General features: G+C 72.2%; 21 protein-coding genes. 15 read left to right on the plus strand and 6 right to left on the minus strand.

Features of this window, described 5'->3' with window-relative positions; all coding sequences use genetic code 11:
• Nucleotides 1-75 precede the first annotated feature (75 nt).
• The 3 genes from ACQEV2_RS30905 to ACQEV2_RS30915 all read left to right on the plus strand — a co-directional run bounded on the left by ACQEV2_RS30905 (nucleotide 76) and on the right by ACQEV2_RS30915 (nucleotide 3,405).
• Nucleotides 76-924, plus strand: coding sequence for a GNAT family N-acetyltransferase (locus ACQEV2_RS30905; protein ID WP_433048642.1), 849 nt, complete (start codon nucleotides 76-78; stop codon nucleotides 922-924).
• 119 nt (nucleotides 925-1,043) lie between these two features.
• Complete coding sequence (locus ACQEV2_RS30910; RefSeq protein WP_433048645.1) at nucleotides 1,044-1,610, plus strand: GNAT family N-acetyltransferase; 567 nt, start codon at nucleotides 1,044-1,046, stop codon at nucleotides 1,608-1,610.
• Between the two features lie 91 nt (nucleotides 1,611-1,701).
• Nucleotides 1,702-3,405 (plus strand): proline--tRNA ligase, encoded by a 1,704-nt coding sequence (locus tag ACQEV2_RS30915; RefSeq protein WP_433048648.1) that lies wholly within the window; start codon nucleotides 1,702-1,704, stop codon nucleotides 3,403-3,405.
• 48 nt (nucleotides 3,406-3,453) lie between these two features.
• Here the strand turns inward: ACQEV2_RS30915 and ACQEV2_RS30920 are convergent, their stop codons facing one another.
• From ACQEV2_RS30920 to ACQEV2_RS30930, 3 genes are read right to left on the minus strand one after another with little or no spacing between them, the layout of a single operon-like run.
• Nucleotides 3,454-4,353 (minus strand): aminoglycoside phosphotransferase family protein, encoded by a 900-nt coding sequence (locus ACQEV2_RS30920; RefSeq protein ID WP_433048651.1) that lies wholly within the window; start codon nucleotides 4,351-4,353, stop codon nucleotides 3,454-3,456.
• A gap of 50 nt (nucleotides 4,354-4,403) precedes the next feature.
• Nucleotides 4,404-4,880 carry a ferritin-like domain-containing protein gene (locus tag ACQEV2_RS30925; RefSeq protein ID WP_433048654.1) on the minus strand — a complete coding sequence of 159 codons (477 nt, stop codon included), beginning with the start codon at nucleotides 4,878-4,880 and terminating at the stop codon, nucleotides 4,404-4,406.
• Nucleotides 4,877-5,425 carry a hypothetical protein gene (locus tag ACQEV2_RS30930; protein ID WP_433048657.1) on the minus strand — a complete coding sequence of 183 codons (549 nt, stop codon included), beginning with the start codon at nucleotides 5,423-5,425 and terminating at the stop codon, nucleotides 4,877-4,879. Before ACQEV2_RS30930 ends, ACQEV2_RS30925 begins: the two co-directional genes overlap by 4 nt.
• 232 nt (nucleotides 5,426-5,657) lie before the next feature.
• Here ACQEV2_RS30930 and rimP point away from each other — a divergent pair, with 232 nt between their 5' ends.
• The 9 genes from rimP (at nucleotide 5,658) to ACQEV2_RS30975 (ending at nucleotide 18,078) form a co-directional block, all read left to right on the plus strand.
• On the plus strand, nucleotides 5,658-6,164 hold the full coding sequence (gene rimP, locus ACQEV2_RS30935; protein ID WP_433048660.1) for a ribosome maturation factor RimP: 507 nt from the start codon (nucleotides 5,658-5,660) through the stop codon (nucleotides 6,162-6,164).
• A 2-nt stretch (nucleotides 6,165-6,166) separates the two neighbouring features.
• Nucleotides 6,167-7,153: a transcription termination factor NusA gene (gene nusA, locus ACQEV2_RS30940; RefSeq protein ID WP_433048663.1), complete on the plus strand. Its 987-nt coding sequence runs from the start codon at nucleotides 6,167-6,169 to the stop codon at nucleotides 7,151-7,153.
• Nucleotides 7,154-7,255: 102 nt separating this feature from the next.
• A complete protein-coding gene (locus ACQEV2_RS30945) occupies nucleotides 7,256-7,552 on the plus strand; it encodes a YlxR family protein (protein ID WP_433048666.1) in 297 nt (98 codons plus the stop codon).
• Between the two features lie 146 nt (nucleotides 7,553-7,698).
• Nucleotides 7,699-10,806: a translation initiation factor IF-2 gene (gene infB / locus ACQEV2_RS30950; RefSeq protein ID WP_433048669.1), complete on the plus strand. Its 3,108-nt coding sequence runs from the start codon at nucleotides 7,699-7,701 to the stop codon at nucleotides 10,804-10,806.
• A 175-nt stretch (nucleotides 10,807-10,981) separates the two neighbouring features.
• Nucleotides 10,982-11,275, plus strand: a complete 294-nt coding sequence (locus ACQEV2_RS30955) for a DUF503 domain-containing protein (RefSeq protein ID WP_398822993.1) — start codon at nucleotides 10,982-10,984, stop codon at nucleotides 11,273-11,275.
• A 39-nt stretch (nucleotides 11,276-11,314) separates the two neighbouring features.
• Complete coding sequence (gene rbfA, locus ACQEV2_RS30960; protein ID WP_433048673.1) at nucleotides 11,315-11,770, plus strand: 30S ribosome-binding factor RbfA; 456 nt, start codon at nucleotides 11,315-11,317, stop codon at nucleotides 11,768-11,770.
• Complete coding sequence (truB, locus tag ACQEV2_RS30965) at nucleotides 11,767-12,672, plus strand: tRNA pseudouridine(55) synthase TruB (protein ID WP_433048676.1); 906 nt, start codon at nucleotides 11,767-11,769, stop codon at nucleotides 12,670-12,672. The genes rbfA and truB overlap by 4 nt, the downstream gene beginning before the upstream one ends.
• Before the next feature lie 528 nt (nucleotides 12,673-13,200).
• Entirely contained in the window at nucleotides 13,201-16,974 is a 3,774-nt protein-coding gene (locus tag ACQEV2_RS30970; RefSeq protein ID WP_433054901.1) for a trypsin-like peptidase domain-containing protein, read from the plus strand.
• A gap of 156 nt (nucleotides 16,975-17,130) precedes the next feature.
• Nucleotides 17,131-18,078 (plus strand): bifunctional riboflavin kinase/FAD synthetase, encoded by a 948-nt coding sequence (locus ACQEV2_RS30975; RefSeq protein ID WP_433048679.1) that lies wholly within the window; start codon nucleotides 17,131-17,133, stop codon nucleotides 18,076-18,078.
• Between the two features lie 64 nt (nucleotides 18,079-18,142).
• Here ACQEV2_RS30975 and ACQEV2_RS30980 read toward each other — a convergent pair whose 3' ends face one another.
• The 3 genes from ACQEV2_RS30980 to eccE form a co-directional block, all read right to left on the minus strand.
• The gene (locus ACQEV2_RS30980; protein ID WP_433048682.1) at nucleotides 18,143-21,223 is read right to left on the minus strand and encodes an SCO5717 family growth-regulating ATPase; all 3,081 of its coding nucleotides are present in this window, start codon (nucleotides 21,221-21,223) and stop codon (nucleotides 18,143-18,145) included.
• 233 nt (nucleotides 21,224-21,456) lie between these two features.
• Nucleotides 21,457-22,323 (minus strand): hypothetical protein, encoded by an 867-nt coding sequence (locus tag ACQEV2_RS30985; protein WP_433048685.1) that lies wholly within the window; start codon nucleotides 22,321-22,323, stop codon nucleotides 21,457-21,459.
• Nucleotides 22,323-23,648 carry a type VII secretion protein EccE gene (gene eccE / locus ACQEV2_RS30990; protein ID WP_433048688.1) on the minus strand — a complete coding sequence of 442 codons (1,326 nt, stop codon included), beginning with the start codon at nucleotides 23,646-23,648 and terminating at the stop codon, nucleotides 22,323-22,325. Before eccE ends, ACQEV2_RS30985 begins: the two co-directional genes overlap by 1 nt.
• A 428-nt stretch (nucleotides 23,649-24,076) precedes the next feature.
• Between eccE and eccB the strand changes: the two genes are divergently transcribed.
• The 3 genes from eccB (at nucleotide 24,077) to ACQEV2_RS31005 (ending at nucleotide 26,582) form a co-directional block, all read left to right on the plus strand.
• Complete coding sequence (gene eccB / locus ACQEV2_RS30995) at nucleotides 24,077-25,648, plus strand: type VII secretion protein EccB (RefSeq protein WP_433048691.1); 1,572 nt, start codon at nucleotides 24,077-24,079, stop codon at nucleotides 25,646-25,648.
• A gap of 217 nt (nucleotides 25,649-25,865) precedes the next feature.
• Nucleotides 25,866-26,177 (plus strand): WXG100 family type VII secretion target, encoded by a 312-nt coding sequence (locus ACQEV2_RS31000; RefSeq protein WP_398822967.1) that lies wholly within the window; start codon nucleotides 25,866-25,868, stop codon nucleotides 26,175-26,177.
• A gap of 114 nt (nucleotides 26,178-26,291) precedes the next feature.
• Nucleotides 26,292-26,582 carry a WXG100 family type VII secretion target gene (locus ACQEV2_RS31005; protein WP_433048695.1) on the plus strand — a complete coding sequence of 97 codons (291 nt, stop codon included), beginning with the start codon at nucleotides 26,292-26,294 and terminating at the stop codon, nucleotides 26,580-26,582.
• The last annotated feature ends 130 nt before the right edge of the window (nucleotides 26,583-26,712 follow it).

Genomic DNA, 26,712 nt, shown 5'->3' on the forward strand with positions numbered 1-26,712 from the left:
ACCAGGCAGGGCGGCACGGCTCAGCTTCCGCAGGTACAGTGCGGAGACCAGCAGCTCCCCGGAGGCCCCCCGAACGTGTTGACCCAGACCACCTCACGGGTGCTCGAACCGAGCGACCTGGACGCCGCACTCGCCGTCCTCGACCGCGAGCCGGTCGTGAACGCCTTCGTGACGTCCCGCGTCCAGGTCGCCGGCCTCGACCCGTGGCGCCTCGGCGGCGAGATGTGGGGCTGGTACGAGGACGGCATGCTGAGGTCCCTGTGCTACGCGGGCGCCAACCTCGTACCGATCTGCGCGACTCCGCGAGCGGTACGGGCGTTCGCCGACCGGGCCCGGCGAGCGGGCCGCCGCTGCTCGTCCATCGTCGGCCCCGCCGAATCCACCGCCCAGCTGTGGCGCCTGCTGGAACCCGGCTGGGGCCCGGCCCGCGAGGTCCGCGCCCACCAGCCCCTCATGATCACCGACCGTATGCCGGCCGACATCACCCCGGATCCGTACGTCCGCCGCATCCGCAAGGACGAGATGGAGACGATCATGCCGGCCTGCGTGGCGATGTTCACCGAGGAGGTCGGCGTATCGCCGCTGGCCGGCGACGGCGGCCTCCTCTACCAGGCGAGAGTCGCCGAACTCGTGGGCTCCGGCCGCTCCTTCGCCCGCCTCGACCAGAACGGCAAGGTCGTCTTCAAGGCCGAGATCGGCGCCGCGACGGACCGCGCCTGCCAGATCCAGGGAGTGTGGGTGGCCCCCGAGTACCGGGGCCAGGGCTTGGCGGCCCCCGGAATGGCGGCGGTGCTGCGCTACGCGCTGGCTGACGTGGCCCCGGTGGTGAGCCTGTACGTCAACGACTTCAACACGGCGGCGCGAAGGACGTACACGAGGGTGGGCTTCCAAGAGGTGGGCGCGTTCATGAGCGTCCTGTTCTGATCGCGTTCCCCTCGGAGAGGCGGCAGTGCAACGCCCTTAGGGGCGCGGGGAACTGCGCGAGCAACCACGAACGAGCCGCACCCGGAACACAGCGCGAACCCCCCTGTAGGCTCCCCCACATGCGCCTTCCCGGTCACGGACACCGCCGCCAACCAGACGACATCGTGATCGGCCCCCTGGACCTGCCGGCCCGCGTCGACGAGGCCCTCGCCGTCCAAGCCGTCGCCTTCGGCCTGGGTCCCGACGAGGTAGCCGTACGCCGTCAAATCGTCCTGCGCCACATGACCTACCCCGGCGCCCGCGCCCTCGGCGCCACCACCGCCGGGCGCCTCGTCGGGTTCGTGTACGGCATGCCGAATGACCGCACCCACTGGTGGTCCACCGTCGTGGAGCCCTACCTCCGAGCCCAGGGCCACGACGACTGGCTCGACAACTCCTTCGTCATCACGGAACTCCACGTCCACCCCCGCTACCAGAACCGTGGCATCGGCCGCTCCCTGATCACCGCGATCACGGACGGCGCCGTCGAACCCCGCTCGATCCTCTCCGCGATCGACGTCGAAAGCCCGGCCCGCGGGCTGTACCGCTCCCTCGGCTACCAGGACCTCGCCCGCCAGGTCCTGTTCCCGAGCGCCCCGAAGCCGTACGCGGTCATGGGCGCCCCACTCCCGCTCCGCCGCCGGTAGGCGATCGCGCCGCCGCCAACCGATTTCCACCGCCCCGTCCCACCCGGCTAACCTCCTGCCATAACCCAAACCCGGCAGGAGTACGAGAACGATGGCGAACGCACCGGTCCAGCGCATGTCCCAGTTGATGGCGAAGACGCTGCGCGACGACCCGGCGGACGCCGAGGTCCTCAGCCACAAGCTGCTGGTGCGCGCCGGCTACGTCCGCCGCACCGCCGCCGGTATCTGGAGCTGGCTGCCCCTCGGCAAGCGGGTCCTCGCCAACGTGGAGCGCATCGTCCGCGAGGAGATGGACGCCATCGGCGCCCAGGAGGTGCTGCTCCCCGCGCTGCTGCCGCGTGAGCCGTACGACGCCACGGGCCGCTGGGACGAGTACGGCCAGGAGCTGTTCCGCCTCAAGGACCGCAAGGGCGGCGACTACCTGCTCGGCCCGACCCACGAGGAGATCTTCACCCTGCTGGTGAAGGACCAGGCGTCCTCCTACAAGGACATGCCGGTCATCCTCTACCAGATCCAGCACAAGTACCGCGACGAGGCCCGCCCGCGGGCCGGCATCCTGCGCGGCCGCGAGTTCCTGATGAAGGACTCCTACTCCTTCGACACCGACGACGACGGCCTGGCCAAGTCCTACGCCCTGCACCGCCAGGCCTACCAGCGCGTCTTCGAGCGCCTCGGCCTCGACTACCGCATCTGCGCCGCGACCGCCGGTGCGATGGGCGGCTCCAAGTCGGAGGAGTTCCTCGCCCCGGCCGAGGCCGGCGAGGACACCTTCGCGGACTGCCCGAACTGCGACTTCGCGGCGAACACCGAGGCGATCACGTACGAGCTCAAGCCGGTGGACGCGGCTGACGCGCCCGCCGCCGAGGAGATCCCGACCCCGGACACCCCCACCATCGAGACCCTCGCCGCCTCCCTCGGCGTCCCGGCCTCGGCCACCCTCAAGAACCTCCTCGTCAAGGTCGACGGCGAGATCGTCGCCGTCGGTGTCCCCGGCGACCGCGAGGTCGACATGGACAAGGTCGAGGCCCACTTCGCCCCGGCCGTCGTCGAGATGGTCACCGAGGCGGACTTCGCCGGCCGCCCGGACCTGGTCCGCGGCTACGTCGGCCCGCAGGGCCTGGGCGAGAAGGTCAAGTACCTCGCCGACCCGCGCGTGGCCCCCGGCACCGCCTGGATCACCGGCGCCAACAAGGAGGGCATGCACGCGAAGAACGTCGTCGCGGGCCGTGACTTCGAGGTCGACGAGTACGTCGACGTGGTGGTCGTGCAGGAGGGCGACCCCTGCCCGAAGTGCGGCACGGGTCTCAAGCTGGACCGCGCCATCGAGATCGGCCACATCTTCCAGCTGGGCCGCAAGTACGCCGACGCCCTCAAGCTCGACGTCCTCGGCCAGAACGGCAAGCCGGTCCGCGTCACCATGGGCTCCTACGGCATCGGCGTCTCCCGCGCGGTCGCGGCCCTCGCCGAGCAGACCGCCGACGACAAGGGCCTGTGCTGGCCCGCCGAGGTCGCCCCGGCCGACGTGCACGTGGTCGCCGCGGGCAAGGCCCTGCAGACCGAACTCGCCCTCGACGTCTCCGAGAAGCTGGCCGCGGCCGGCCTGCGCGTCCTGTGCGACGACCGGGCGGGTGTCTCGCCGGGCGTGAAGTTCACCGACTCCGAGCTGATCGGCGTACCGCAGATCCTGGTGGCCGGGCGGCGCGCGGCCGAGGGCGTCGTCGAGCTCAAGGACCGCAGGACCGGGGAGCGCGAGGAGCTCACGGTCGACGAGGCGATCGCGCGCCTCGCCGCATAGGGCGGACCCACGGTGCGGGTTCCGGTTCCGGGACCCGCACCGGCATGCTCAGAGCCACCCCGCGAACTCCAGCAACAGCTCGGCGTCCTGCGGCCGTCCGACCCTGCGTGCCCTGACTCCGGACTCCACGGCCCGGAACAGCGTCCAGCCCCGCAGCCGCTCCTGGTCGACGTCCAGCGACTCCGCGAGCCGCTTCACCCGCCGCCGGGTCGTCGCCGCTCCCGACGGCTGGGCGATCAGGTCCTCCACCCGGTCCCGCACCAGCCGCGCCAGATCGAACGCGCACTCACCCACCACCGGATCCGGCCCCACCGCCAGCCACGGCATCCGCTCCCCGGCCAGCACCTTGCTCTGCCGGAACGTCCCGTGCAGCAACCGCTGCTCCGGCGGCGCGGCCAGCAGCTCCTCCCGGGCGGCGAGCGCGGCATCGACCAGCACCGCCACCTCGGCGTCCGCCGACGCGGTCGCCCGCATCGCCTCGGCCTGCCGTCCGGTCCGCTCGGCCACGGTCTCGAAGGGATGCCCGGCCGGGGGCTCCACCCACAGCCGCCGCAACGTCCCCGCCGCCTCCAACAGCGCCTTCGCCTCCGGCAGCGACCGCACCGACAGATCCGGATGCAGCCGCTCCAACAGCAGCACACCCTCGGTCACGGAGGGCTCCAGAAGCTGTACGGCGCCCAGTCCGCCCCAATGGGCGAGTGCCGCCCGCTCGCTCTCGGGACGGGCCCGGGGCGGGGCCAGCTTCAGCACGGCGGGGGTCCCGTCGGGGCGCCGGACCAGTACCACCAGGCTGCTGCGCCCGCCGGGCACCTGCACCCGCTCAACGGTCAACTCGCGTAGCGCGACGGCCTGGCGGGCCGCCTCCGGCAGCTTCTCCAACCAGTCGTCACCGTCCGGTGCCGTCTCACCGAGCGCCCTGACCAGACGCTGCGGCGGTTCGAAAGCCATGCGCGAGCCGTTCCCTTCCCGTACTGCCGTACGTGCTCCCCGGGCCCACGTCACGCGGTGGGCGCCGCCGATGCCGACGCGGTGCCCGCCCGCTCGGCGAGCCCAGGGAAGGCTACGCTCTCGCCCCGCCAGCGCACCGCCCGCACCGCCGCCTCCCGCAGCGCCTCGGCGGCCGTACGGCGCAACTCACCCTCGGCTGCCCGCACGAGGTCGGAGTACACCCCGGCCACCCGGTCCTCCAACTCGGCGGCGAGCCGCACGGCCGCGCCCGAGTCCGGCACCGGGAACGGCAGCGCGTACGCGGCGCTCGCGGCGACCGGCTCGGCGCCCAGCTCGCGCACCTCGCGCGCCAGCGCGTCCCGCCGCGCCCGGTGCGCGTCGTACGCCGCGCGTGCCTCCGAGCGCCGTCCCTCGCGGATCCGGCCGCCGACGACGCCGTATCCGTACACGGCCGCGTGCTCGGCGGCGAGCGCCGCCTGGAGCGCCGTCAGCCGCTGCTTCTTCCCGCTCTCGCGTGCCTCGCTCACTTGGCCCCCTCCGTCAGCAGAAACGCGTGCGCCGCCCCGGCCGCCGCCACGGAGGCCAGCAGCCGTGCCAGCTCGCCGGGTACGTCCAGGAGCGCCTTCGCCCTCCGGTCCGCGAGCGCCCGCTCGGCTGCCGCGAGCTCCGCCAGGGCGTCCTTCTCGTTCGCGGGCACGGTGACCGACGGCGACCCGGAAGGGGATGCCGACCCGGGAGCCGACGGCGACTGCGAAGGTGATGCACTGGCCGAGGCACGCCCGCCGCCGAACGCCTCCGCATGCCGTACGGCCTCCGCCCGCAACGGCCCCACCAGCTCCGCCAGCCCGGGATGGGCGGCGAGCACCGCGTCGTACCGCTCGACCAGCCCCTCGCTGTCCCGGGCCGCACGCGCGCGTGCCCGCTCGGCGAGCGACGGGCTGCCGCTCGTGGTGCCGTCCGAGTCCTCCGACCCGGCGGAGCAGCCCACCAGCAGGACGGCACCGGCGGCCGAGGCGAGCAGGGTTCTTCTGCGCGGCCCCGAGGGGGAGCGCGGCGGCGAGGGGTACGGCACGGCAGACGTCCTCGGGGAACTCGTACGAAAGCAGTTACGAAAGCAGTTGCGAAGGCAGTTGCGGAACCAGCGGGCCGCAGGCCCGTGATCACCGTACCCGCGCCACCGGACGGCACCACTCAGCGGCACCGTTCGCATGCAGGTGGACGGCAACACTCCCTGCGACCGGATACCCTTTGACCAGACACGCGACCCATCCCACAACAGCACACGCGGCCGAGGAGTCACCCGGATGAGCACCACCCAGAGCGAGAGGCTGCGAGAACTGCTGGAACCCCTCGTCAGCTCCCAGGGCCTGGATCTCGAAGAGATCGCGGTGGACTCCGTCGGACGCAAGCGCGTGCTGCGCGTCGTCGTGGACTCCGACACCGGGGCCGACCTGGACCAGATCGCCGATGTGAGCCGTGCGCTCTCGGCGAAGCTCGACGAGACGGACGCGATGGGCGAGGGCGAGTACACCCTCGAGGTCGGCACCCCGGGCGCTGAGCGCCTCCTCTCGGAGCACCGGCACTACGTGCGCGCCGTCGACCGGTTGGTGAAGTTCCAACTGGCCGAGGGCGGCGAGCTGGTGGCCCGCATCCTGAAGGTCGACGACGACGGCCTCGACCTCGAAGTGCCCGGAGTGAAGGGCCGCAAGGCCACCAGCCGCAGACTCGGCTTCCCTGACATCGCCAAGGCGCGCGTGCAGGTCGAGTTCAGCCGCAAGGACAGCAAGAACGAGAAGGAAGAGGAGGCGTAGCCGTGGACATCGACATGAGTGCCCTGCGGGGCTTGGTACGGGAGAAGGAGATCTCCTTCGACCTGCTGGTCGAAGCGATCGAGTCGGCCCTCCTCATCGCCTACCACCGCACCGAGGGAAGCCGCCGCCACGCGCGCGTGGAGCTCAACCGGGAGACCGGGCATGTGACCGTGTGGGCGAAGGAGGATCCCGAGGACATCGAGGAGGGGCAGGAGCCCCGCGAGTTCGACGACACCCCGTCCGGCTTCGGCCGTATCGCCGCCACCACCGCCAAGCAGGTCATCCTGCAGCGGCTGCGCGACGCCGAGGACGACGCGACGCTCGGCGAGTACGCGGGGCGCGAGGGCGACATCGTCACCGGCGTGGTCCAGCAGGGCCGCGACCCGAAGAACGTCCTCGTGGACATCGGCAAGCTGGAGGCCATCCTGCCGGTGCAGGAGCAGGTCCCGGGGGAGACGTATCCGCACGGGATGCGGCTTCGGTCGTACGTCGTCCGGGTGGCGAAGGGCGTCCGCGGCCCGTCCGTCACCCTCTCGCGCACGCACCCCAACCTGGTGAAGAAGCTCTTCGCCCTGGAGGTGCCGGAGATCGCCGACGGGTCCGTCGAGATCGCCGCCATCGCGCGTGAGGCCGGTCACCGTACGAAGATCGCCGTCCGGTCCACCCGCAGCGGCCTGAACGCCAAGGGCGCCTGCATCGGCCCCATGGGCGGCCGTGTGCGCAATGTCATGGGCGAGCTGAACGGCGAGAAGATCGACATCGTCGACTGGTCGGACGACCCGGCCGAGATGGTGGCGAACGCGCTCTCGCCGGCCCGGGTCTCCAAGGTGGAGGTCGTGGACATGGCCGCCCGCTCGGCGCGTGTGACCGTGCCCGACTACCAGCTGTCGCTGGCCATCGGCAAGGAAGGGCAGAATGCCCGACTTGCGGCCCGGCTCACCGGCTGGCGGATCGACATCCGTCCGGACACCGAGCAGACCGGGGAATAGATCCAAGCCGCAGGTCGCTCAGATTACGTCAGGTTATCGCGCGGCAACTGTTCGAATCCTGCCCCAAAGGGGTGAGGAGCGTACGGGGAGGTAGACTGAACTGTGTCTGGCCGGACACGCGTCCGCGCATGCCCTGAACGCACCTGTGTGGGGTGCCGGGAGCGAGCGGCCAAGACTGATCTGCTGCGCATCGTGGCGATCAAGGACGAGTGCGTCCCTGATCCTCGCGGTACGCTGCCCGGCCGGGGTGCGTATGTACACCCCGCACTGGTCTGTCTCGACCAGGCGGTACGCCGCCGGGCGTTCACGCGGGCGTTGCGCGCCCCGGGAGCGCTCGACACAAAGGCGTTGCGCCAGTACGTCGAGCAGACAACAGTTGCTGAGCAGGCAACACCGTAAGAAGCGTCGTGCGGAACCCCGTGCGGCCCTGGTACCTCGCGAGTCGAAAGCAGGTCGAGATTGCGATGAGCACTCGATGAGTACGCGATGAGTACGCCCATGAAGTAGCGACGGTCCGGCCGCAACCCGGACCTAAAAGGAGCGAAGTGGCTAAGGTCCGGGTATACGAACTCGCCAAGGAGTTCGGGGTTGAGAGCAAGGTCGTCATGGCCAAGCTCCAAGAACTCGGTGAATTCGTCCGTTCGGCGTCTTCGACCATCGAAGCGCCCGTTGTCCGCAAACTGACGGACGCCCTCCAGCAGGGCAACGGAGGCGGCAAGCCCGCCCCCGCCCGCAAGGCTGCCCCGGCGAAGCCGGCAGCCCCCTCTCCGGCGCAGGCTGCCCGTCCGGCCGCCCCGCGCCCGCCGGCCCCCAAGCCGGCCGCCGCCGAGAAGCCCGCGGCTCCCGCCGCGCCGGCCACTCCCGGCCCCCGTCCCACTCCGGGCCCGAAGCCCGCGCCGCGGCCCGCCCCGGCGTCCCCGGCTCCGACGACGCCCGAGTTCACGGCACCCCCGTCGGCTCCCGCCGCGCCGGCTGCCTCCCAGGGCTCCGGCCCGCGTCCGGGCGCTCCGCGTCCGGCCGGCCAGGCCCCGCGTCCCGGCGCCCCGCGTCCGGGTGGTCCCGGCCAGGGCGGCCAGGGCCGTGGTGACCGCGGCGACCGTGCCGGCGCTCCGCGTCCGGGTGGCGGTGCCCCGCGTCCGGGCGCTCGTCCGGCCGGTCCCCGTCCGGGCAACAACCCGTTCACCTCTGGTGGCTCCACCGGTATGGCGCGCCCGCAGGCGCCCCGTCCGGGCGGTGCCCCGCGTCCGGGCGGCCCCGGTGCCCCCGGCGCTCCCGGCGGCGCTCCGCGTCCGCAGGGCCAGGGCGGTCCCCGTCCCCAGGGCGCGGCGGGCGGTCCCCGTCCGCAGGCTCCGGGCGGCGCCCGTCCCACCCCGGGCGGCATGCCCCGTCCGCAGGGCGGAGGCCCGCGTCCCGGCGGTGGCCCCGGCGGCCCCCGTCCGAACCCCGGCATGATGCCGCAGCGTCCCGCTGCCGGCCCGCGTCCCGGCGGCGGTGGCCCCGGTGGCCGTGGTCCCGGTGGCGGCGGTCGTCCCGGTGGCGGCGGCGGTCGTCCGGGCGGCGGCGGTTTCGCCGGTCGTCCGGGTGGCGGTGGCGGCTTCGCCGGTCGTCCGGCCGGTCCCGGTGGCGGTGGCGGCGGTTTCGCCGGCCGTCCGGGTGGTCCCGGCGGTGGCGGCGGCGGTCGTCCCGGCTTCGGTGGCCGTCCCGGCGGTCCCGGTGGCCGTGGTGGCACGCAGGGTGCCTTCGGCCGTCCCGGCGGTCCCGCGCGTCGTGGCCGCAAGTCGAAGCGGCAGAGGCGCCAGGAGTACGAGGCCATGCAGGCCCCGTCGGTCGGCGGCGTGATGCTGCCTCGCGGCAACGGCGAGACCATTCGCCTGTCGCGCGGTGCGTCGCTCACCGACTTCGCGGAGAAGATCAACGCCAACCCGGCGTCGCTCGTCGCGGTCATGATGAACCTCGGCGAGATGGTCACGGCCACGCAGTCCGTCTCCGACGAGACGCTGCAGCTCCTCGCCGACGAGATGAACTACGCGGTTCAGATCGTCAGCCCCGAGGAGGAGGACCGCGAGCTGCTCGAGTCCTTCGACATCGAGTTCGGCGAGGACGAGGGCGACGAGGAAGACCTGGTGGTCCGTCCGCCGGTCGTCACCGTCATGGGTCACGTCGACCACGGTAAGACCCGACTGCTCGACGCCATCCGCAAGACGAACGTCATCGCGGGCGAGGCCGGCGGCATCACCCAGCACATCGGTGCCTACCAGGTCGCGACCGAGGTCAACGACGAAGAGCGCAAGATCACCTTCATCGACACCCCGGGTCACGAGGCGTTCACCGCCATGCGTGCCCGTGGTGCGAAGTCGACCGACATCGCGATCCTGGTCGTCGCGGCCAACGACGGCGTCATGCCGCAGACGGTCGAGGCGCTCAACCACGCCAAGGCGGCCGACGTCCCGATCGTCGTCGCGGTCAACAAGATCGACGTCGAGGGCGCCGACCCGACCAAGGTGCGCGGTCAGCTCACCGAGTACGGGCTGGTGGCCGAGGAGTACGGCGGCGACACGATGTTCGTCGACATCTCCGCCAAGCAGGGTCTGCACATCGACTCCCTGCTGGAGGCCGTGATCCTCACCGCCGACGCCTCGCTCGACCTGCGGGCCAACCCGAACCAGGACGCGCAGGGCATCTCGATCGAGTCCCGTCTCGACCGCGGCCGCGGTGCCGTGGCGACGGTCCTCGTCCAGCGAGGCACGCTGCGGGTCGGCGACACGATGGTCGTGGGCGACGCCTACGGCCGCGTGCGCGCCATGCTCGACGACAACGGCAACAACGTCGCCGAGGCCGGCCCGTCGACGCCGGTGCAGGTCCTGGGCCTCACCAACGTCCCGGGTGCGGGCGACAACTTCCTCGTGGTCGAGGAGGACCGTACGGCCCGCCAGATCGCGGAGAAGCGTGCCGCTCGCGAGCGCAACGCGGCCTTCGCGAAGCGCACGCGCCGCGTGTCGCTGGAGGACCTGGACAAGGTGCTCAAGGCCGGCGAGGTCCAGCAGCTGAACCTGATCATCAAGGGTGACGCTTCTGGTTCCGTCGAGGCCCTCGAGTCCTCGCTGCTCCAGCTGGACGTCGGCGAAGAGGTCGACATCCGCGTCCTGCACCGCGGCGTCGGTGCGGTCACGGAGTCCGACATCGACCTGGCCATGGGCTCCGACGCCATCGTCATCGGCTTCAACGTCCGGGCAGCCGGCCGTGCGCAGCAGATGGCGGAGCGCGAGGGCGTGGACGTCCGGTACTACTCGGTCATCTACCAGGCGATCGAGGAGATCGAGGCGGCCCTCAAGGGCATGCTCAAGCCGGAGTACGAAGAGGTCGAGCTCGGTACGGCGGAGATCCGCGAGGTCTTCAAGTCGTCCAAGCTGGGCAACATCGCGGGTGTCCTCATCCGCTCCGGCGAGGTCAAGCGCAACACCAAGGCGCGCCTCATCCGCGACGGCAAGGTGGTCGCGGAGAACCTCAACATCGAGGGTCTGCGTCGCTTCAAGGACGACGTCACCGAGATCCGCGAAGGGTTCGAGGGTGGTATCAACCTCGGCAACTTCAACGACATCAAGGTCGACGACGTCATCGCGACGTACGAGATGCGCGAGAAGCCGCGGGCCTAAGCAGCCGACGGTTCGTGCCGGCCGGCGGGACTTCGGTCCCGTCGGCCGGCGCGCCGTTTGCCGAGCGGAAACTCCGTCGAGCCATCCAGGGGTTCGCGGTACCGTTCTTGATGTCCCTGCCCATACCGATCGCAGGGTCATCGATCCCGTACCGGCGGGTGAACCGGCTACACACATGTACGTGGGGACTCTGTCCTTCGACCTCCTCCTCGGCGACGTACGGTCGCTGAAGGAGAAGCGCTCCGTCGTCCGTCCGATCGTCGCCGAACTCCAGCGGAAGTACGCGGTGAGCGCGGCGGAGGTCGACCACATGAACCTCCATCGCAGGGCTCTCATCGGCCTCGCGATGGTCTCCGGCGACGCGGGGCATCTCAGCGACGTACTCGATCGTTGCGAACGGCTGGTCGCCGGCCGCCCCGAGGTGGAGCTGCTGTCCGTGAGACGCCGCTTCCACGGCGACGACGACTGACCACAGAACGTAGAAGAAGAAAGAACGGGAGACGGACCAGTGGCCGACAACGCGCGGGCTAAAAGGCTGGCGGACCTCATCCGAGAGGTGGTGGCCCAGAAGCTGCAGCGCGGGATCAAGGACCCGCGGCTCGGCTCGCACGTCACCATCACGGACACCCGTGTCACGGGTGACCTGCGGGAGGCGACCGTCTTCTACACGGTGTACGGGGACGACGAGGAGCGGGCAGCCGCCGCGGCCGGACTGGAGAGCGCCAAGGGCGTGCTCCGCTCGGCCGTCGGGGCCGCCGCGGGCGTGAAGTTCACGCCCACCCTCACCTTCGTCGCCGACGCCCTGCCGGACACCGCCCGCACCATCGAGGACCTCCTCGACAAGGCGCGCCAGTCCGACGAGAAGGTGCGCGAGGTGTCCGCGGGCGCGAAGTACGCCGGTGACGCGGACCCGTACCGCAAGCCGGGCTCCGAGGACGAGACGGACGGCGACACCGCGGAATGACGCAGAAGCACACCACGCCCGACGGCCTTGTCATCGTCGACAAGCCGTCGGGCTTCACTTCGCACGACGTGGTCGCCAAGATGCGCGGCATCGCGCGCACCCGCCGCGTCGGGCACGCCGGCACCCTCGACCCCATGGCGACGGGCGTCCTCGTCCTCGGCGTCGAGAAGGCGACCAAGCTGCTCGGTCATCTGGCCCTGACCGAGAAGGAGTACCTGGGCACCATCCGCCTCGGCCAGACCACCATCACCGATGACGCCGAGGGCGAGATCACGGGGTTGGCCGACGCCTCGAAGGTCACCCGCGACGCCGTCGACGCCGGCATCGCCAAGCTCACCGGCGACATCATGCAGGTGCCGTCCAAGGTCAGCGCCATCAAGATCGACGGCGTGCGCTCCTACAAGCGGGCGCGGGACGGCGAGGACTTCGACATCCCGGCCCGGCCGGTCACCGTCTCGTCCTTCTCGGTGTACGACGTCCGGGACGCCGTCGCCGACGACGGCACCGCCGTTCTCGACCTGGTCGTGTCGGTGGTCTGCTCCTCGGGCACGTACATCCGCGCCCTGGCCCGCGATCTCGGTGCCGACCTGGGCGTCGGCGGCCACCTCACGGCGCTGCGCCGCACCCGTGTCGGACCGTACAAGCTGGACTCCGCGAAGACGCTGGACCAGCTCCAGCAGGAGCTGACGGTGATGCCGATCGCCGAGGCCGCCGCGGCCGCGTTCCCCCGCTGGGACGTGGACGCCCGGCGCGCCCGCCTGCTGACGAACGGCGTCCGCCTCGACATGCCCGACGAGTACGCCGGTGCCGGTCCCGTCGCCGTCTTCGACCCCGAGGGCCGCTTCCTCGCGCTCGTGGAGCAGCACAAGGGCAAGGCGAAGAGCCTGGCCGTCTTCGGCTGAGGGATCTGGAGACACCCGGCCTCCGCCGGGTGCCTGCCCGTGGAGCGGCGGTCACGGAGTCGTCCTCTGCCCGCCGCTCCACGGTCCCCCCTCGGTTCCCCCACCCCTAGGGTGTATCCAGCGACCCCCTTCTGTTCACCCGTCCGTGCAGGCGCTCGGAGTGAACCGAGGGAGCGGAAGGGGGCGCGTTCGCCGAGCGATCTGTCCCGCTGATCACATCGTGCCTACTGTCGAAAGAACAGGGCGTGAGTGTATGGGCGTACGGGCGCATGGCGGGGAGGTTCGACGATGGCGGGACGGGGCCCGCGGGCGGGCGGAGACCGCCGGACGTCGGAGCGGACGGGGACGTGGACGGCGGCGGACACGCAGGGCACAGGAAGGGGCCGGTCCGAGAAGGACGGCTGCGCACGGCACCCCCGCCGCTCCCCGTCCCACGACGACGACCGGGCTCGCCACGCGCGCGGGCGGGGGAGCGGCGACGAACGCACGGAGGGTGTCCAGTCGGGCGCCCGCGTCCGTGACGCGGCTCTGGTCCGCATCCACGACCTGGCCGGGCGGCCCCGCGGCCTCGGCTTCGTGGCCGACCATCACGGCACCGTCGTCACCAGCCACGAGGTGGTCGACGGGCTGTCCCGTCTGGTCCTGCACGCCGCCGAGGGTGACCGCAGCTGTGTGGTTCCCGCGAGTGCGGTGACCCCGTTGCCCGAGCTGGACCTGGCCCTCGTACGCACCGAAGGCCTGGGCGTGGAGCCGCTGCCGGTGACCGTGCGGGAACGGATCGAGACCGGCGCCTACGTCCGGATCGCGGCCGGCGGGTGGCGGGAGGCGCGCGTGCTGGGCGCGGCGTCCGTGACGTACACGGCGACCAGCGGCTTCCATCACCTCGACAGCGCCCTGGAGCTGGCGGTCGGCACGGCCGGCCGGGATGCGCTGCGGCTGGGCGGAGGGGCGGCCGGGGGACCCGTGCTCGACGCCGGGACCGGGGCGGTGGTGGGCGTCCTCGGCACGGCCCTGCGGTCCGGCGACCGTGACGCCGGGTTCGCCGTGCCGCTGCTGAACTCCGGCCCGGCCGACGGTGCGCTGGCCGAGCTGCTCGCGGAGAACGCGGCGACCGTGCCCGCTTACGGGGCCGACCTGAACCTGGCGGGCGTACTGGAACTGACGGCCACGTCGGTCGGACAGGACGGTCCGCCCGGGGCCCTGGCAGGCTGCGTCGGCCGCATGGAGGCCGGGGGAGCGGGGGCGGTGGCGCCGGTCGAACGGGCCTCGGTGGCAAGGGAGTTCGACGCCTTCACCGAGAGCGGGGCCGCGGTCCTGGCCCTGGTCGGGCCTCCGGGCAGCGGCCGTACGACCGAACTCGCGGCCCTGGCCGCCCGCCGCCACCGCGACCCGCGACCGTCCCCCACGCTGTGGCTGCGCGGCGCCGACCTGAAGGACGACGACGACTCGGTGGCCGACGCCGCGCGCCGGGCCCTCACCCGAGCGGCCCGCATCGTGGCGGCGTCGACCTCCTCCGACCCCACCCTGGGCGACACGACCCCCGAACGCCTGGCCCACCTCTCCCACACCACCGGCCGCCCCCTCCTGCTCCTCCTCGACGGCCCCGAGGAGATGCCCCCACTCCTGGCCCACCGCCTCGCGGCCTGGACGGACGGCACGGCGCGGTGGCTGCGGGAGACGGGGACGCGGTTGGTGGTGGCGTGCGGGGCGGAGTACTGGGAGGGGGCGGGGGCGGAGTTCCCGGAGGAACTGCTGTACGGGGCTGGGGAGTTCGAGGGCGAGGAGGCTGCACCGCTCGACGCCGGTCCGTGCATCTCAGCCCGTCCGGCGTTTGAGGACGAGGCCGTTCAGGCCGAAGCGGGGGTCCCGGGGACGGCAGCCCCCTGGCGGGGTCGAACGGGCGGAGCCCCTGGGGACGGGACGGGCAGGGGCGGCGGGGGCGAGAACTCCCGGCGCTTCCCGCCCTGCGTACGGCTCGGCGACCTCACCCCCGACGAGGCCCACCAGGCCCGCACCCGCTACGGCATCCCTGAAGCGGCCCTGGCCGCCCCCGACGCCCGCCACCCCCTCACCCTCCGGCTCCTCTCCGAGGTCCGCGCCGCCCTCCCCGAGACCCCCCACCCCCCACTCGACCGCGACGACGTCCTCTCCGCCCACCTCGACCTCATGTGCCTCCGCATCGCCGTCCGCCTCGCCGCCGAGAACGGCCTGCGCGGCACCGCCGTACGCCGCCTTGCCGCCAAGGTCGCCGGCCAGGTCCACGAGGCCGCCCGCCGCAGCCTCGGCCCTGGCCAGGGAGAGCTGGACCGTTCGTCCTTCGAGGACGTGTTCCCCTGGGGCCCCGCCCCCGCGAGGCTCGGCGGCGGCACCGGCTGGGCCTCCGCCGTCCTCACCGAGGGCCTCCTCGTCCCCGCCGGCAACGGCTACCGCTTCGCCCACGAGGAACTCGCCGACTGGATCCAGGGCATGCACCTCGACCTGGACGAGGCCCTCCGGGCCCTGGTCCACCGCCGCCGCACCGACCCCGACGCCGCGCACCCCCTCCCCGTGCCGCACCACCGCATCGGCCCCGTCGTGCAGGCCCTGCTCCTCCTGGCCCGTCAGCACGGAACCGACCGACTCGCCCGCCGACTGGAGGAGTTGACGCACGCCCTCGACGCCGACCGGCACTCCTGGTGGGCCGCCCGCCTCCTCGCCGAGACCCTGCTGCGCGTCCCGGACGCGACGCCGTACCTGGGCGTACTGCGCCTGCTCGCCGACCGCATCGTGGCCTGGCGGCACCGGGAACGCCCCGCACCCCCGGAGTTCCACCCCGGCTTCTGGACGGCCCTGCGCCTCCCGGACACCGAACGCTTCGCCCTCCTCCGCGACCTCGTTCGCGCCGACGGCCCACCGCACGAGACCGACAGCGTCCCGAGCGAGGCCTTCCCGAGCGACACGCTCCCGACCGCCTCCTGTCCGTACACCCCAGGCACCCACGCGCCGGACAGCCCCGCCGCCCCCACCCCCACGTCCCCTCCCGCCCCCTTCTCCGTCGGCGGCGCCTGCTCGCCCTCGCCCGAATCCACCGCATCCACCGCACCCCCCTCCCACACCCCCCGCTACCTCGACGCCGCCGCCCACCTCCTCGCCACCACCCCCGCCGCCGTACAACCCCACCTCACCCGCTGGTTCGACGACGACCGCCCCCTGCCCGCCACCCCCCACGCAACCGTCGCCCGCGCGGCCCAGGCCCTGCTCTACGCCCACCGCCACCGCGCCCTCGACGACCTCACCGAGACGCTCGTCGACAGCGCCCACCGCAAGGCCGACGAACTCCTCGCCGTACTGGCCGAAGAGGAGCCGTCCGCCATCTGCCGGGCCGTCGACCGCTGGGCGCACGACGAGCGGCCCGGGCGGCGCGTCGCGGCGGTGGCGTACGCACTGCGCGCCGCGTCCCACGTCCACACCGAGGCCGACCGTGAACTCCTCCGCTACGCCGCCCTCGCCCTGCTCGCCCGCCCCTCCGACTGCACCCTGCACGGCGGCGCGCTCGCCCTCCTCGTCCGGGACCCACGCACGCGCGCCCGCCATCTCCCGCAGGCGCTGGAGCTGTTCGCGGCCGCGGACCCGCACTTCCCGCCCAGCGCCCTGCTCGCCGCCCTGGCCACCCATCCCGAACCGGTTCTGGACGCCTTCCGCGACCGCCTGAACCGACCGGACCCCGGGCAGGCACTGCGCACCCTCGCCGACGTCACCACGCCCGGCCTCGCCCTCCGGGTCGCCGCCCTCGTACGGGAGGCGGTCCAGCGGCACCCCGAGACCGCCGCCGACGTGGCCGCGTACGTCGACCGGCGCCTCGACCAGGGCCCCACCGCACGCGCCGCACTCCTGGCGCTGGTCACCGGCCTGCTGCGGGGCGGCACGGAACAGGTGAGGGCCGCCCTCGCCGCCGTACTCGCACTGCCCGGCACCCCCGAGTCCCGCCCGCTGCGCCGCGAGCTCCGCGATGTCCTCCTCGCCCATGAGCGCGCCCCGGCCGTCCTGGACGCCTTTCTGCACGCCACCGTCCAGCGCGGCGCCGACCGGGCGGACGACGACCTCCGCGGGCTCGTCCACCACACCGGTCTGCTCCTCGTCCGCACCCCGGACGGCGCGGCCCGCTTCGACCGTGGCCTGGTCGACCTGGGCCGCCGTGTCCCCGGCTTCGCCGGGCGGGTCGCCGGCTGGCTGACCGAGGCCCCGCAGGAGTGGTCGGCGGTCGTCGGCCCGAGCACCCGCCGGATGATCGAGAACCTGGCCGGCGTACGAGTTCCCGCATGACCGGCGCGTCCGTACGTGCACCCGGTCACAGCCACCATGCCGATGCGGGCCCGAGGCGCCCGGCATGGCACCCTTAGACCTGCGTGAGAGCGTGTGAGGCAAAAGACGGACACGGGTTCGACGGGTTCGACGAGTTTGCGACAAGGAGCAGTCACAGTGCAGCGCTGGCGTGGCTTGGAGGACATCCCCCAGGACTGGGGGCGCAGCGTCGTCACCATCGGCTCCTACGACGGAGTGCACCGCGGGCACCAGCTGATCATCCGGCATGCCGTGGACCGCGCCCGTGAGCTGGGCGTCCCCGCCGTCGTCGTCACCTTCGACCCGCACCCCAGCGAGGTCGTCCGCCCCGGCAGCCACCCGCCCCTGCTGGCCCCGCACCACCGCCGCGCCGAGCTGATGGGCGAACTGGGGGTGGACGCGGTGCTGATCCTGCCCTTCACGACCGAGTTCTCGAAGCTGTCGCCGGCCGAGTTCGTGGTCAAGGTCCTGGTCGACAAGCTGCACGCCAAGGCGGTCGTCGAGGGCCCGAACTTCCGCTTCGGCCACCGCGCGGCGGGCCACGTCGAGTTCCTCGCCGAACAGGGCAAGATCTACGACTTCGAGGTCGAGGTCGTCGACCTGTACGTGACCGGCGAGGCGGGCGGCGGCGAGCCGTTCTCCTCGACCCTGACCCGCCGCCTGGTCGCCGAGGGCGACGTCCAGGGCGCGGCCGAGATCCTGGGCCGACCGCACCGGGTGGAGGGTGTCGTCGTACGAGGGGCGCAGCGGGGGCGGGAGCTCGGGTTCCCGACCGCCAACGTCGAGACGCTGCCCCACACCGCCATCCCCGCCGACGGCGTCTACGCCGGCTGGCTGCACGCCCAGGGCGAGGCGATGCCGGCCGCGATTTCCGTCGGCACGAACCCGCAGTTCGACGGCACCGAGCGCACGGTGGAGGCGTACGCGATCGACCGGGTGGGGCTGGACCTGTACGGCCTGCACGTCGCCGTCGACTTCCTCGCCTTCGTGCGCGGCCAGGCGAAGTTCGAGTCGCTTCAGGCCCTGCTGGAGCAGATGGCCGAGGACGTGAAGCGCTGCCGGGAGCTGATCGCTGCCGCGGGCTGAGCGGTACGAGGACAGAGGGCCGGCACCTTCACGGTGCCGGCCCTCTGTCGTTGACGGCTGTCCGCTACTGCTGCGTCCAGCCGGGCGGTACGACTCCCTGCTGCGGCTGGCCCTGCTGCGGGTCCTGGGGCGGCTGCTGCTGCCAGCCCTGGCCCGGTGCGGGCTGCTGCGGGGGCTGCCCCCAGCCCTGTCCCGGCTGCGGGGCGCCGCCGGGCTGGGCGTAGGGCTGCTGCGGCTGCTGCTGGGGCGGGTAGCCCTGCTGGGCGTGCTGGTCGTACCCCGGCTGCGGGTGCTGCTGGTACTGCATGTTCGGGTTGCCGAAGCCCTGCTGCGTCCGCGCGATGTCCTCGGCGATGAGCGCGGCGAGGTCGAAGTAGGCCTCGCGCGTCTTGGGACGCATCATGTCGAGGTCCACCTCGGCGCCCGCGGCCAGGTGCTCGTCGAACGGGATCACCACGACACCGCGGCAGCGGGTCTCGAAGTGCGCGACGATGTCCTCCACCTTGATCATCTTGCCCGTCTCGCGGACACCGGAGATCACGGTCACCGACCGCTGGACGAGATCGGCGAAGCCGTTCGCCGACAGCCAGTCCAGCGTCGTCGAGGCGCTGCTCGCACCGTCCACCGACGGCGTGGAGATGATGATCAACTGGTCGGCGAGGTCCAGCACTCCGCGCATGGCGCTGTAGAGCAGACCCGTACCCGAGTCCGTGAGGATGATCGGGTACTGCCGGCCCAGCACGTCGAGCGCGCTGCGGTAGTCCTGGTCGTTGAAGGTGGTGGAGACCGCCGGGTCCACGTCGTTGGCGATGATCTCGAGACCCGAGGGGGCCTGCGAGGTGAAGCGGCGGATGTCCATGTAGCTGTTCAGCTGCGGGATCGCCTGGACGAGGTCACGGATGGTGGCGCCCGTCTCGCGGCGCACGCGGCGCCCGAGGGTGCCGGCGTCCGGGTTGGCGTCGATCGCGAGGATCTTGTCCTGGCGCTCGGTGGCGAGCGTGGCGCCCAGCGACATGGTCGTCGTCGTCTTGCCGACGCCGCCCTTGAGGCTGATGACCGCGATCCGGTAGCAGGACATCACCGGCGTGCGGATCAGCTGCAGCTTCCGCTCGCGCTCCGCCTGCTCCTTCTTGGCGCCGAGCTTGAAGCGCGACGGGCCCTGGTTGTTCTTGCGGGCCTTCGGCTGGTTGCGCAGCAGGCGGTCGGAGGACAGCTCCACGGCGGCGTTGTAGCCGAGCGGCGTGCCGGGTGCGGCTTGCTGCTGCTGGGGTGCGCCGGGGCCGGCCTGCGGGCCGGGCGGGGCGCTCCAGCCCTGGTTGCCCTGGGCGCCCTGGTTGCCGTAGGCGGCGGGCGGGACAGCGGGGTTCTGCTGGGGGTGCTGCTGCGGCGCCTGCTGCTGCGCGGGCTGGGCCGGAGGCTGCTGCGCGGGCCCGGGCTGCTGCTGGGCGGGCTGCGGGTAGCCGTAGCCCGCCTGCTGCGGCTGCTGTTGGGGCGGGTAACCGTAACCGGCCTGCGCGGGATCGGGCGCCTGCTGCGGATAGCCGTAACCGGCGGGCGGCTGTACGCCCTGCGGCTGCCCGGGCTGAGGTGCCTGCTGCGGGTAGCCGTAACCGGCGGCCTGCGGCTGGGGTTGCGCGGGCTGGGGCGCCTGTCGCGGGTCGACCGGAGCGGGGTGTCCGGTCTGCGCCGCCGGATGCTGGGGCTGCTGCGCCGGATAGCCGGGCTGCTGCTGGGCCGGGCCGAACGCGCCCTGCGGAGGGGTGGGTTGGCCGGGCTGCGGTTGCGCGGGCTGAGGTGCCTGCTGCGGGTAGCCGTATCCGCCGGCCTGTGCGGCTGCGGCCTGTGCGGCTGCGGCCTGCGGGTCCGGGTGACCTCCCTGCTGCGGGGCACCCTGATCGGGGTGCGCGGGGGCGAAGCCCTGCGGCAGCGGGGGAAGTGCCTGGTTGGCCTGGGGTGGGGCGGGGGGCTGTGCCTGCGGCTGCTGTGCCTGCGGCTGAGCCGTGGGCGGCTGCGCGGGAGCGGCGGGCGCCTGCGTCGGCGGAGTCTGGGCCTCCGGCTCCGCCACTGCCTCCGGCTCGGCTTCCGGCGTCACAGCCGTCGCCGGTGCGGCCTCGGGGGCGTGCTGCGCGGGGGCGTCCGCGTCGGGCTCGGCCTGTGCCGGTTCGTCGCCGTCCGCACCGGTCACGGATGCGGTGACGTCGGCGGATTCCGCTTCGTCGTTCCGCTGCTCCTCCGGCTCACCGTCGTCGTCGGCACCGCCGAACAGCCGCGCCGCCTCGGCGTCGGCGGCGGCGTGGTTGAGCTCGGCCTCCGGCTGCTCCGCCACGGGCTGGGCGGGGGCGGGCTGTTCGGGTGCGGGCGCCGCCGGGACACCGGCCGCCGGGGTTGCGGTCGGGGCCGGGGCCGCGCCGGACTGGGCGTCCTCGTCGACCGGGCGCAGTACGGGGAAGCCGGGTGCGGCGGCGGGCGGTTGGGCAGGGGCGTGCTGCGGGGGCGCGGCGGGCGCCTCGGCTGGCGTGTGCTGCTGGGGTGCGGCGGGCGGCTGGGCAGGGGTGTGCGGGGCAGGAGTGTGCTGCTGGGCGGGCATGGGCTGGTGGGGCGCGCCGAAGCCACCGGAGGTGTCCTGGCCCGGCTGGGGCACGCCGAAGCCACCCGACGTGTCCTGACCGGGCTGGGGCGCACCGGCGCCCGTCTGCTGGGTCTGCTGGGGGTAGCCGTACCCGCCGGCCGCGGGGGCACCCGGCGCGGACTGCTGCTGCGGGAAGCCGTAGCCACCGGTGGCAGGGCCCTGCTGGTGCGTGCCCGGGGTGCCCTGAGCCGGAGTGTGCTGCGAGGGCTGTGCGGGCGGCTGCGGTGCGCCCTGGGCGGGCGGCTGCGCCGGTGCGGGCGCGTGCGGTGCCGGACCCTGCGCTGCGGGACCGCCCGGCGGACCGGTCGGCGACCCGATGGGTGGACCGGTCGGCGGTGGTGGCGACGTCTGCGCGGCGTCCTGCTGTCCGCCGCCCGTGGAGCCACCCTGCGTGCCTTGGGCGTACCAGGCGGGAGGTGTGTAGACGATTTCGAACTCGCCGGTGAGATCCACCTCGTGATCGTCCCCGTCCGAGGTCGGGCTCCCGCCGTTGTACTCGGACCGATCCCTGTTCACTGCTTGCCTCCTGGTCAGCCACTGCTGCTGAGCTGGTCGTCGTCGCGGTCGGGCGGACCGAGTGGCGAGTCCCACGCGACTGCGATCGTCACCGCACCACCAGAAGCCTAATCACTCGCATGGCGGGACGGAAAAGCCCCCATGGGCGCGGACGGAAACGCCCTATGGGCACGACTTGTCCGCTTGTTCGCGCCCCGCCGCGGGAGACGACGACGCGTCAGCCGGCCGACGCGTCAGTCCATACGGCGGGCCACACCGAGCAGACCCGTCTCCGCATCCGTGGGTTCGGTCATGACGAACTTGTGATGCTTGCGAGTGCACCACAGGGCGACGCCGTCGTGAAGGGTCGGAAGGTGCTGAAGATGCTCCTCGGGGACACCCAGCGTGTCCTTCACCACCTCGGTCTCGTACGGCGAGATGCGCTGGATCCCGACGAGATGGGCCTGCGCCAGCCAGCGCGGCGCGTGCTCACTGACGAACGGCAGCACCGTCACCACGGCCTGCCACGGCACGGACGTCACCCGTCCGCGCGGCGGGCGGATGCCGCAGTCCCGGAAGAGCACGACCGGACTCGACACCGACGGCCCCTGCGCGGGCACCCGGCCCACCGGATAGACCGTCACACACTGCTGGCCGCCGCCGGCCGCCTGGGCCAACTGCTGCCAGGCCTGCGGACGTCCGGTCTCGACGCCGACCCGCGCACCCGTCGCGGCGGCGCGCAACGCCAGCACCTGGGCGAGCCACAGACCACCCACGAGGACGACGTCGAAAGGAGTCGGACGGGACAGACCGAGCACCGCCGGCTGCGACTCCGGGTCGGTGCCGATGATCACGCCGTCGTCACCGAGCGGCATGCTGATCGCCGCGAGTTCGTCGGCGGTGACGACATGGCGGTTGCGCCGCGGGCCGCGCAGCCCGAACCCCGGGCTGACGATGCGGCGTTGCTGCTGCGGCGTCTCCGGCTGCCGGATGATCGGGATCATCCCGGTGTCGGTGGGCGAGGCCACGTGCGCCGGCGTACGTCCGGGGGTACGGCCCTGCGGTCCCTGGTTCTGTCCCTGGTTCTGTCCCTGGGGCATGGTCGGGGCGGGGTAGGACATCAGTACGTACCTCCGAGCGGCAGAGTGGCGAGGGCTCCGGGGACCTGCTCCCGGTCGAGACGGACGAGGCCGACCTTCGCGGCACTCGCGGCCCGCTCCAACTCCCGTCCCACCTGGCCGAGTTCACTGTCGCCGCGAGCGGTGACGCGGATGTGCCCGGTGAGGGAGACACCCCGGTTGCCGGCCTTGCTCAGGGTCATGCTGAACGTCGTGGCGAGCACCGGCAGCGAGGTGAACCGCGTGACCAGCTCGGGCAGCGCCACACCACCGGCGCCCAACTGCGGCCAGCGGGACACCCAGTACGTCGTGTGCCACCGGTCGTCGACCCGCCAGGTCCGTACCGCCTCGACCGTACGGCGCTGGGTCCGCCCGTCCTGGCCGTGCTGCGCGTTGGCGCGCGGGTTCAGGCAGCTGGACGTGGCGAGGGCGTGCACCAGCTCGGTCTCGTCCAGGATCGTCGCCTTGAAGCCGGCGCCGGCCAGCCGGCTCGCCAACTGGTCGGCCACGCGCAGCAGTGCGCGCTGCGCGCCGGGAACGCCGTCCCCGCGGGCCTGAACCGCCTCCGGGCACAGCTCCGGGTCGAGCTTGAGGGCGACCCAGGTGAGCCGGAGCGCGGGGGAGCCGGACTGCGCCTGGAGGGGGCCGTACGACCGCGCGGCGAGCGACTGCTGCGGCAGGTGCGGCGCGGGCGCGGGCTGGGTGTGCTGCACGATCTGCACGGAGGCGAGGCGGATCCCGTCGACCTCCAAGGCGTCCTGGATGAGCCGCAGCGGCAGCTGCCGCCCGGCGGCCGCCGGACGCAGCGGCTCGTCGCTCGGCTGCACGAAGAGCACGGCGGTCAGGAAGGTCCCGTCGCCGATCATCCCGATCGAACGGTCGTCACGGGACACGAAGTTGTACGTCCGCAGTGCGGGGTCGCACTCCACGACGGGGGCCAGCATCGCGTCCGTCCCGGGCGGCACGGGCAGCTTGGCGTCGCGCCGGCGCTGCCTCAGCGCGCGCGACGTCTCGTACCACTCGGGCAGCGGACGGCGGCCCCGGCGCAGGACCGCCAGGAGCAGCAGCAGTGCCGCCACGACACCGGCCGGGACCAGCAGCCAGGACTGGTCGGCGGCCCAGGCGGCCAGCATGACCGCCGCCGCGAGCTCCACCAGGATGAGTTGCTGCAGCCGCACCGGGCCCAGACCGCCGGGGCGGGGCAACGTACGCGGCGATGCGGCGACCGGAGCGGCCTGGGCAGCCGACGAACGTCTGCCGCTGCCGCTCGGACCCCCCTGTTGCTGCGGTGCGCGGCGTCCGCGCCGAGTGCTCGTAGCGCTGGTCATCCCCCGGGACATCCCTTTCGCGAAATTGTGGCCGTTCGCAGTAATGGCCGCTGACCGGGCCCACATCGGCAATACGAGTGGCTCACGGTACCCGCTGCGGAACGCGAGGCGACACAGGGGACACCGAAACCCCAGGTGACCAGAGTTTCACGGACCGGGCCCGCATGGTGGAGCGCTGTCGTGAAGCTCTGTGAAGATGCGGGGTCGGCCGCACACCTGATGAATCACCGTCGCGTGGCGCAGGGCATAGTAGGTGCCTGCGCGGCCGAAGCGGGCCTCGGAAACGGCACTTGGAATCGGGCCTTTCGAGCACGATCGATCGAGTCGTCACAAACGCGATCGAGTACCGCCGAAGACCGCCGAACACCGTCGAGTACCGCCGAGTACTGCAACACGATCGAGCATCACAAACGGGAGAAACGGGGACCATGGCAAAGCAGCGTCGGGATGAGCTCGCCGCCTACACCTTCGCTCGCAAGCGCACCGTCGCGGCGTTCCTGGCACCGTCGCCGGGCGGCTCCGAGGAAGGCGCGCCGCGTCCCGTCCGTACGGTGATGCCCTCTCTCGCGGTGGGCGTGGTGCTGGTGATCGGCTTCGTCGCCTGGGGCGTGATCAAGCCCACGGCACCCAAGGGCTGGGACACGCCGGGCGAGTACATCATCGTCGACAGCGACTCCACGACGCGGTACGTGGTCCTCGACCCGGACCCGAAGGACGGCAAGGTGGAGAAGGTCCTCCACCCGGTCCTCAACTACGCCTCCGCCAAGCTCCTGCTCGACAAGGGCAAGGGCACCGTCCTGGAGGTCCCCGGCAAGGAGATCGACAAGAGCGGCATCCGGCACGGCGCGACGATCGGCATCCCCTACGCCCCCGACCGGCTGCCCTCCAAGGACGACGCGGAGAAGCCCAAGACGTGGGCGGTCTGCGAGCGCCCGGCCCCCGGCAAGGAGGGCGCCATCGACCGCGCCGTCTTCGTCTTCGACTCCGACGACGCCAAGTCGCTCGAGAACTCGGGGAAGGTCAACGCCCTCGAGGCCCTGTACGTCAAGGACACCGAGACCGGCCGCGAATACCTGGTCGACGGCGACGGCAACCGCTTCCGGCTGGGCGGTGAGGAGGGCCTCGACGACACCTCCATGGAGAAGCTGCGTACGGCGGTCATCGGCAGCAGCGCCACGGCGCAGGCGCAGCCGGTGAGCAAGGAGTGGCTGAACACCCTGAACCCGGGCGAGGACATCGACTTCCCGACGGTCCCGAACGCCGGCGCCCCCACCTCCGTTCAAGGGCTCGACGGGGTGACCACGGTGGGACAGGTGCTCAGGGCGCGGGACGCTCAGAACGAGCAGTTCTACGTCGTCCTCAAGGACCAGGTCGCCGTCATCTCGCCCTTCGTCGCCGCTCTGCTGGTCGCCCACGACGGGACGAGCCCCGTCAAGGCCAGCACCCCGGAGATCATCGAGGCCAACGGCGGCTCGGCGGACCGCTTCTACGCGGACAAGGGCTGGCCCCTCACCGTTCCGCGGCAGGCCAACCCGGCGTCCTCGCCGAACGGCGACGCCCTCACCACCTCCTGCAGCGTCTACAAGGGCGGAATCGAGAACAACAAGCCGCAGCTCGCCGCCTGGGCCGGTACGAACTACCCCAAGAAGGTCATCACCGACTCCCTGAGCGCCTACGTCTCGTCCGGCTCGGGCCTCCTCTTCCAGGAGATCACCGGTGCGACCGGAGGCGGCGGCCGGGTGTACCTGCTGACGGACACGGGCCTGAGGTACTCGCTGCCGGCGGGCAACGACAGCGAGGCGAAGGGCAGCGCGGCGGGCTCGTCCTCCTCTTCCTCGGGCTCGTCGGAGGGCGGGCCCAGCGAGACGGACAAGGCGCGCACCCGGCTGGGCTACGAGGACCTCTCCAAGCCCGCGTTCGTGCCGCAGACTTGGGCGACGTTCATCCCGAAGGGCCCCACGCTGGACACGGCGAGCGCGGCCCAGCCGCAGAGCCAGTGACCGGTCAACGGGCGTACGCGCAGGCGCACTTGAGGGTAAGACGGCGTACGTGTCACAGGATGATCGCTCAAGTGTGTGAGCCGTGTAACTGATTGGCCGTGCCTGTGGTTGAGTGACAGGCTGACGATAGAGTGTTTGCAGCGCTCAAGCGTGCGAAGCTCCTCCGGGCACCGGAACAGGTATCCCGGATCAACGACGACATGGGGGAAGGTTCATCATGGCCGGCCAGTTCCGGGTAACAGAGGACGAACTCACCAAGCTCTCCAGCGACATCAACACCGTGAACGGTCAGCTGCAGGGCGAGATCCGCCGCCTCAACGGAGTGATCGACCAGATCGCCGGCGGATGGCAGGGCCAGGCGGCCCAGTCCTACCGCCAGCTGCAGGACCGCTGGAACTCGGATGCGAAGAGGATGAGCGACATCCTCAACGACATCAAGGAAGCCGTGGACTCCACGCGGAGCAACTACTCCGCGTCGGAAGAGCAGCAGAACTCCGAGATCAGCAAGATCATGTCGGACTTCGGCTGATCGAGCCGGTTCGGTCCGAAGACTTCGATTCTGCCTGATTTCCGAGGTCCTTCGGTGCTTCTTCCTGATCTTCCTGAATCCCACCGACTTCCTTCGATTTCTTCCTGAAAGGGAATGACGATGTCGATCCTCGTCAATTACGCCACCATCACCAACGCGTCCACGGACGTGAAGACGACCGCCGGCCGCATCAAGCAGCAGCTGGACGACCTCGAGGCCGCGGTCAAGCGCGTCGCCAACACCTGGGAGGGTGAGGCGCAGGAGGGTTACCAGCGCAAGCAGCGCGAGTGGGACAAGACCGCCGCGGACCTGCACGCCACCCTGCTGAAGATCTCCACGGCCCTGCAGAGCGCGGCCGACAACTACCAGGCCACTGAGAAGAGCAACGCCAACACGTGGGGCTGAGCCCGTCGGCGACCTGAGGGACCTGAGATGAAGAGAATCGGCCCAGCCGACGCCATGGCGTCCGCTGGGCCGTCCTCTGCTTCGGGGTCGCCCACACCTTCTTCTGGTTCTTCGGGCTTGCACACAGCAA

Origin of the sequence: Streptomyces sp. CA-251387 (assembly GCF_050936625.1) — a bacterium.
In the GTDB taxonomy this organism is placed as follows: Bacteria; Actinomycetota; Actinomycetes; order Streptomycetales; family Streptomycetaceae; genus Streptomyces.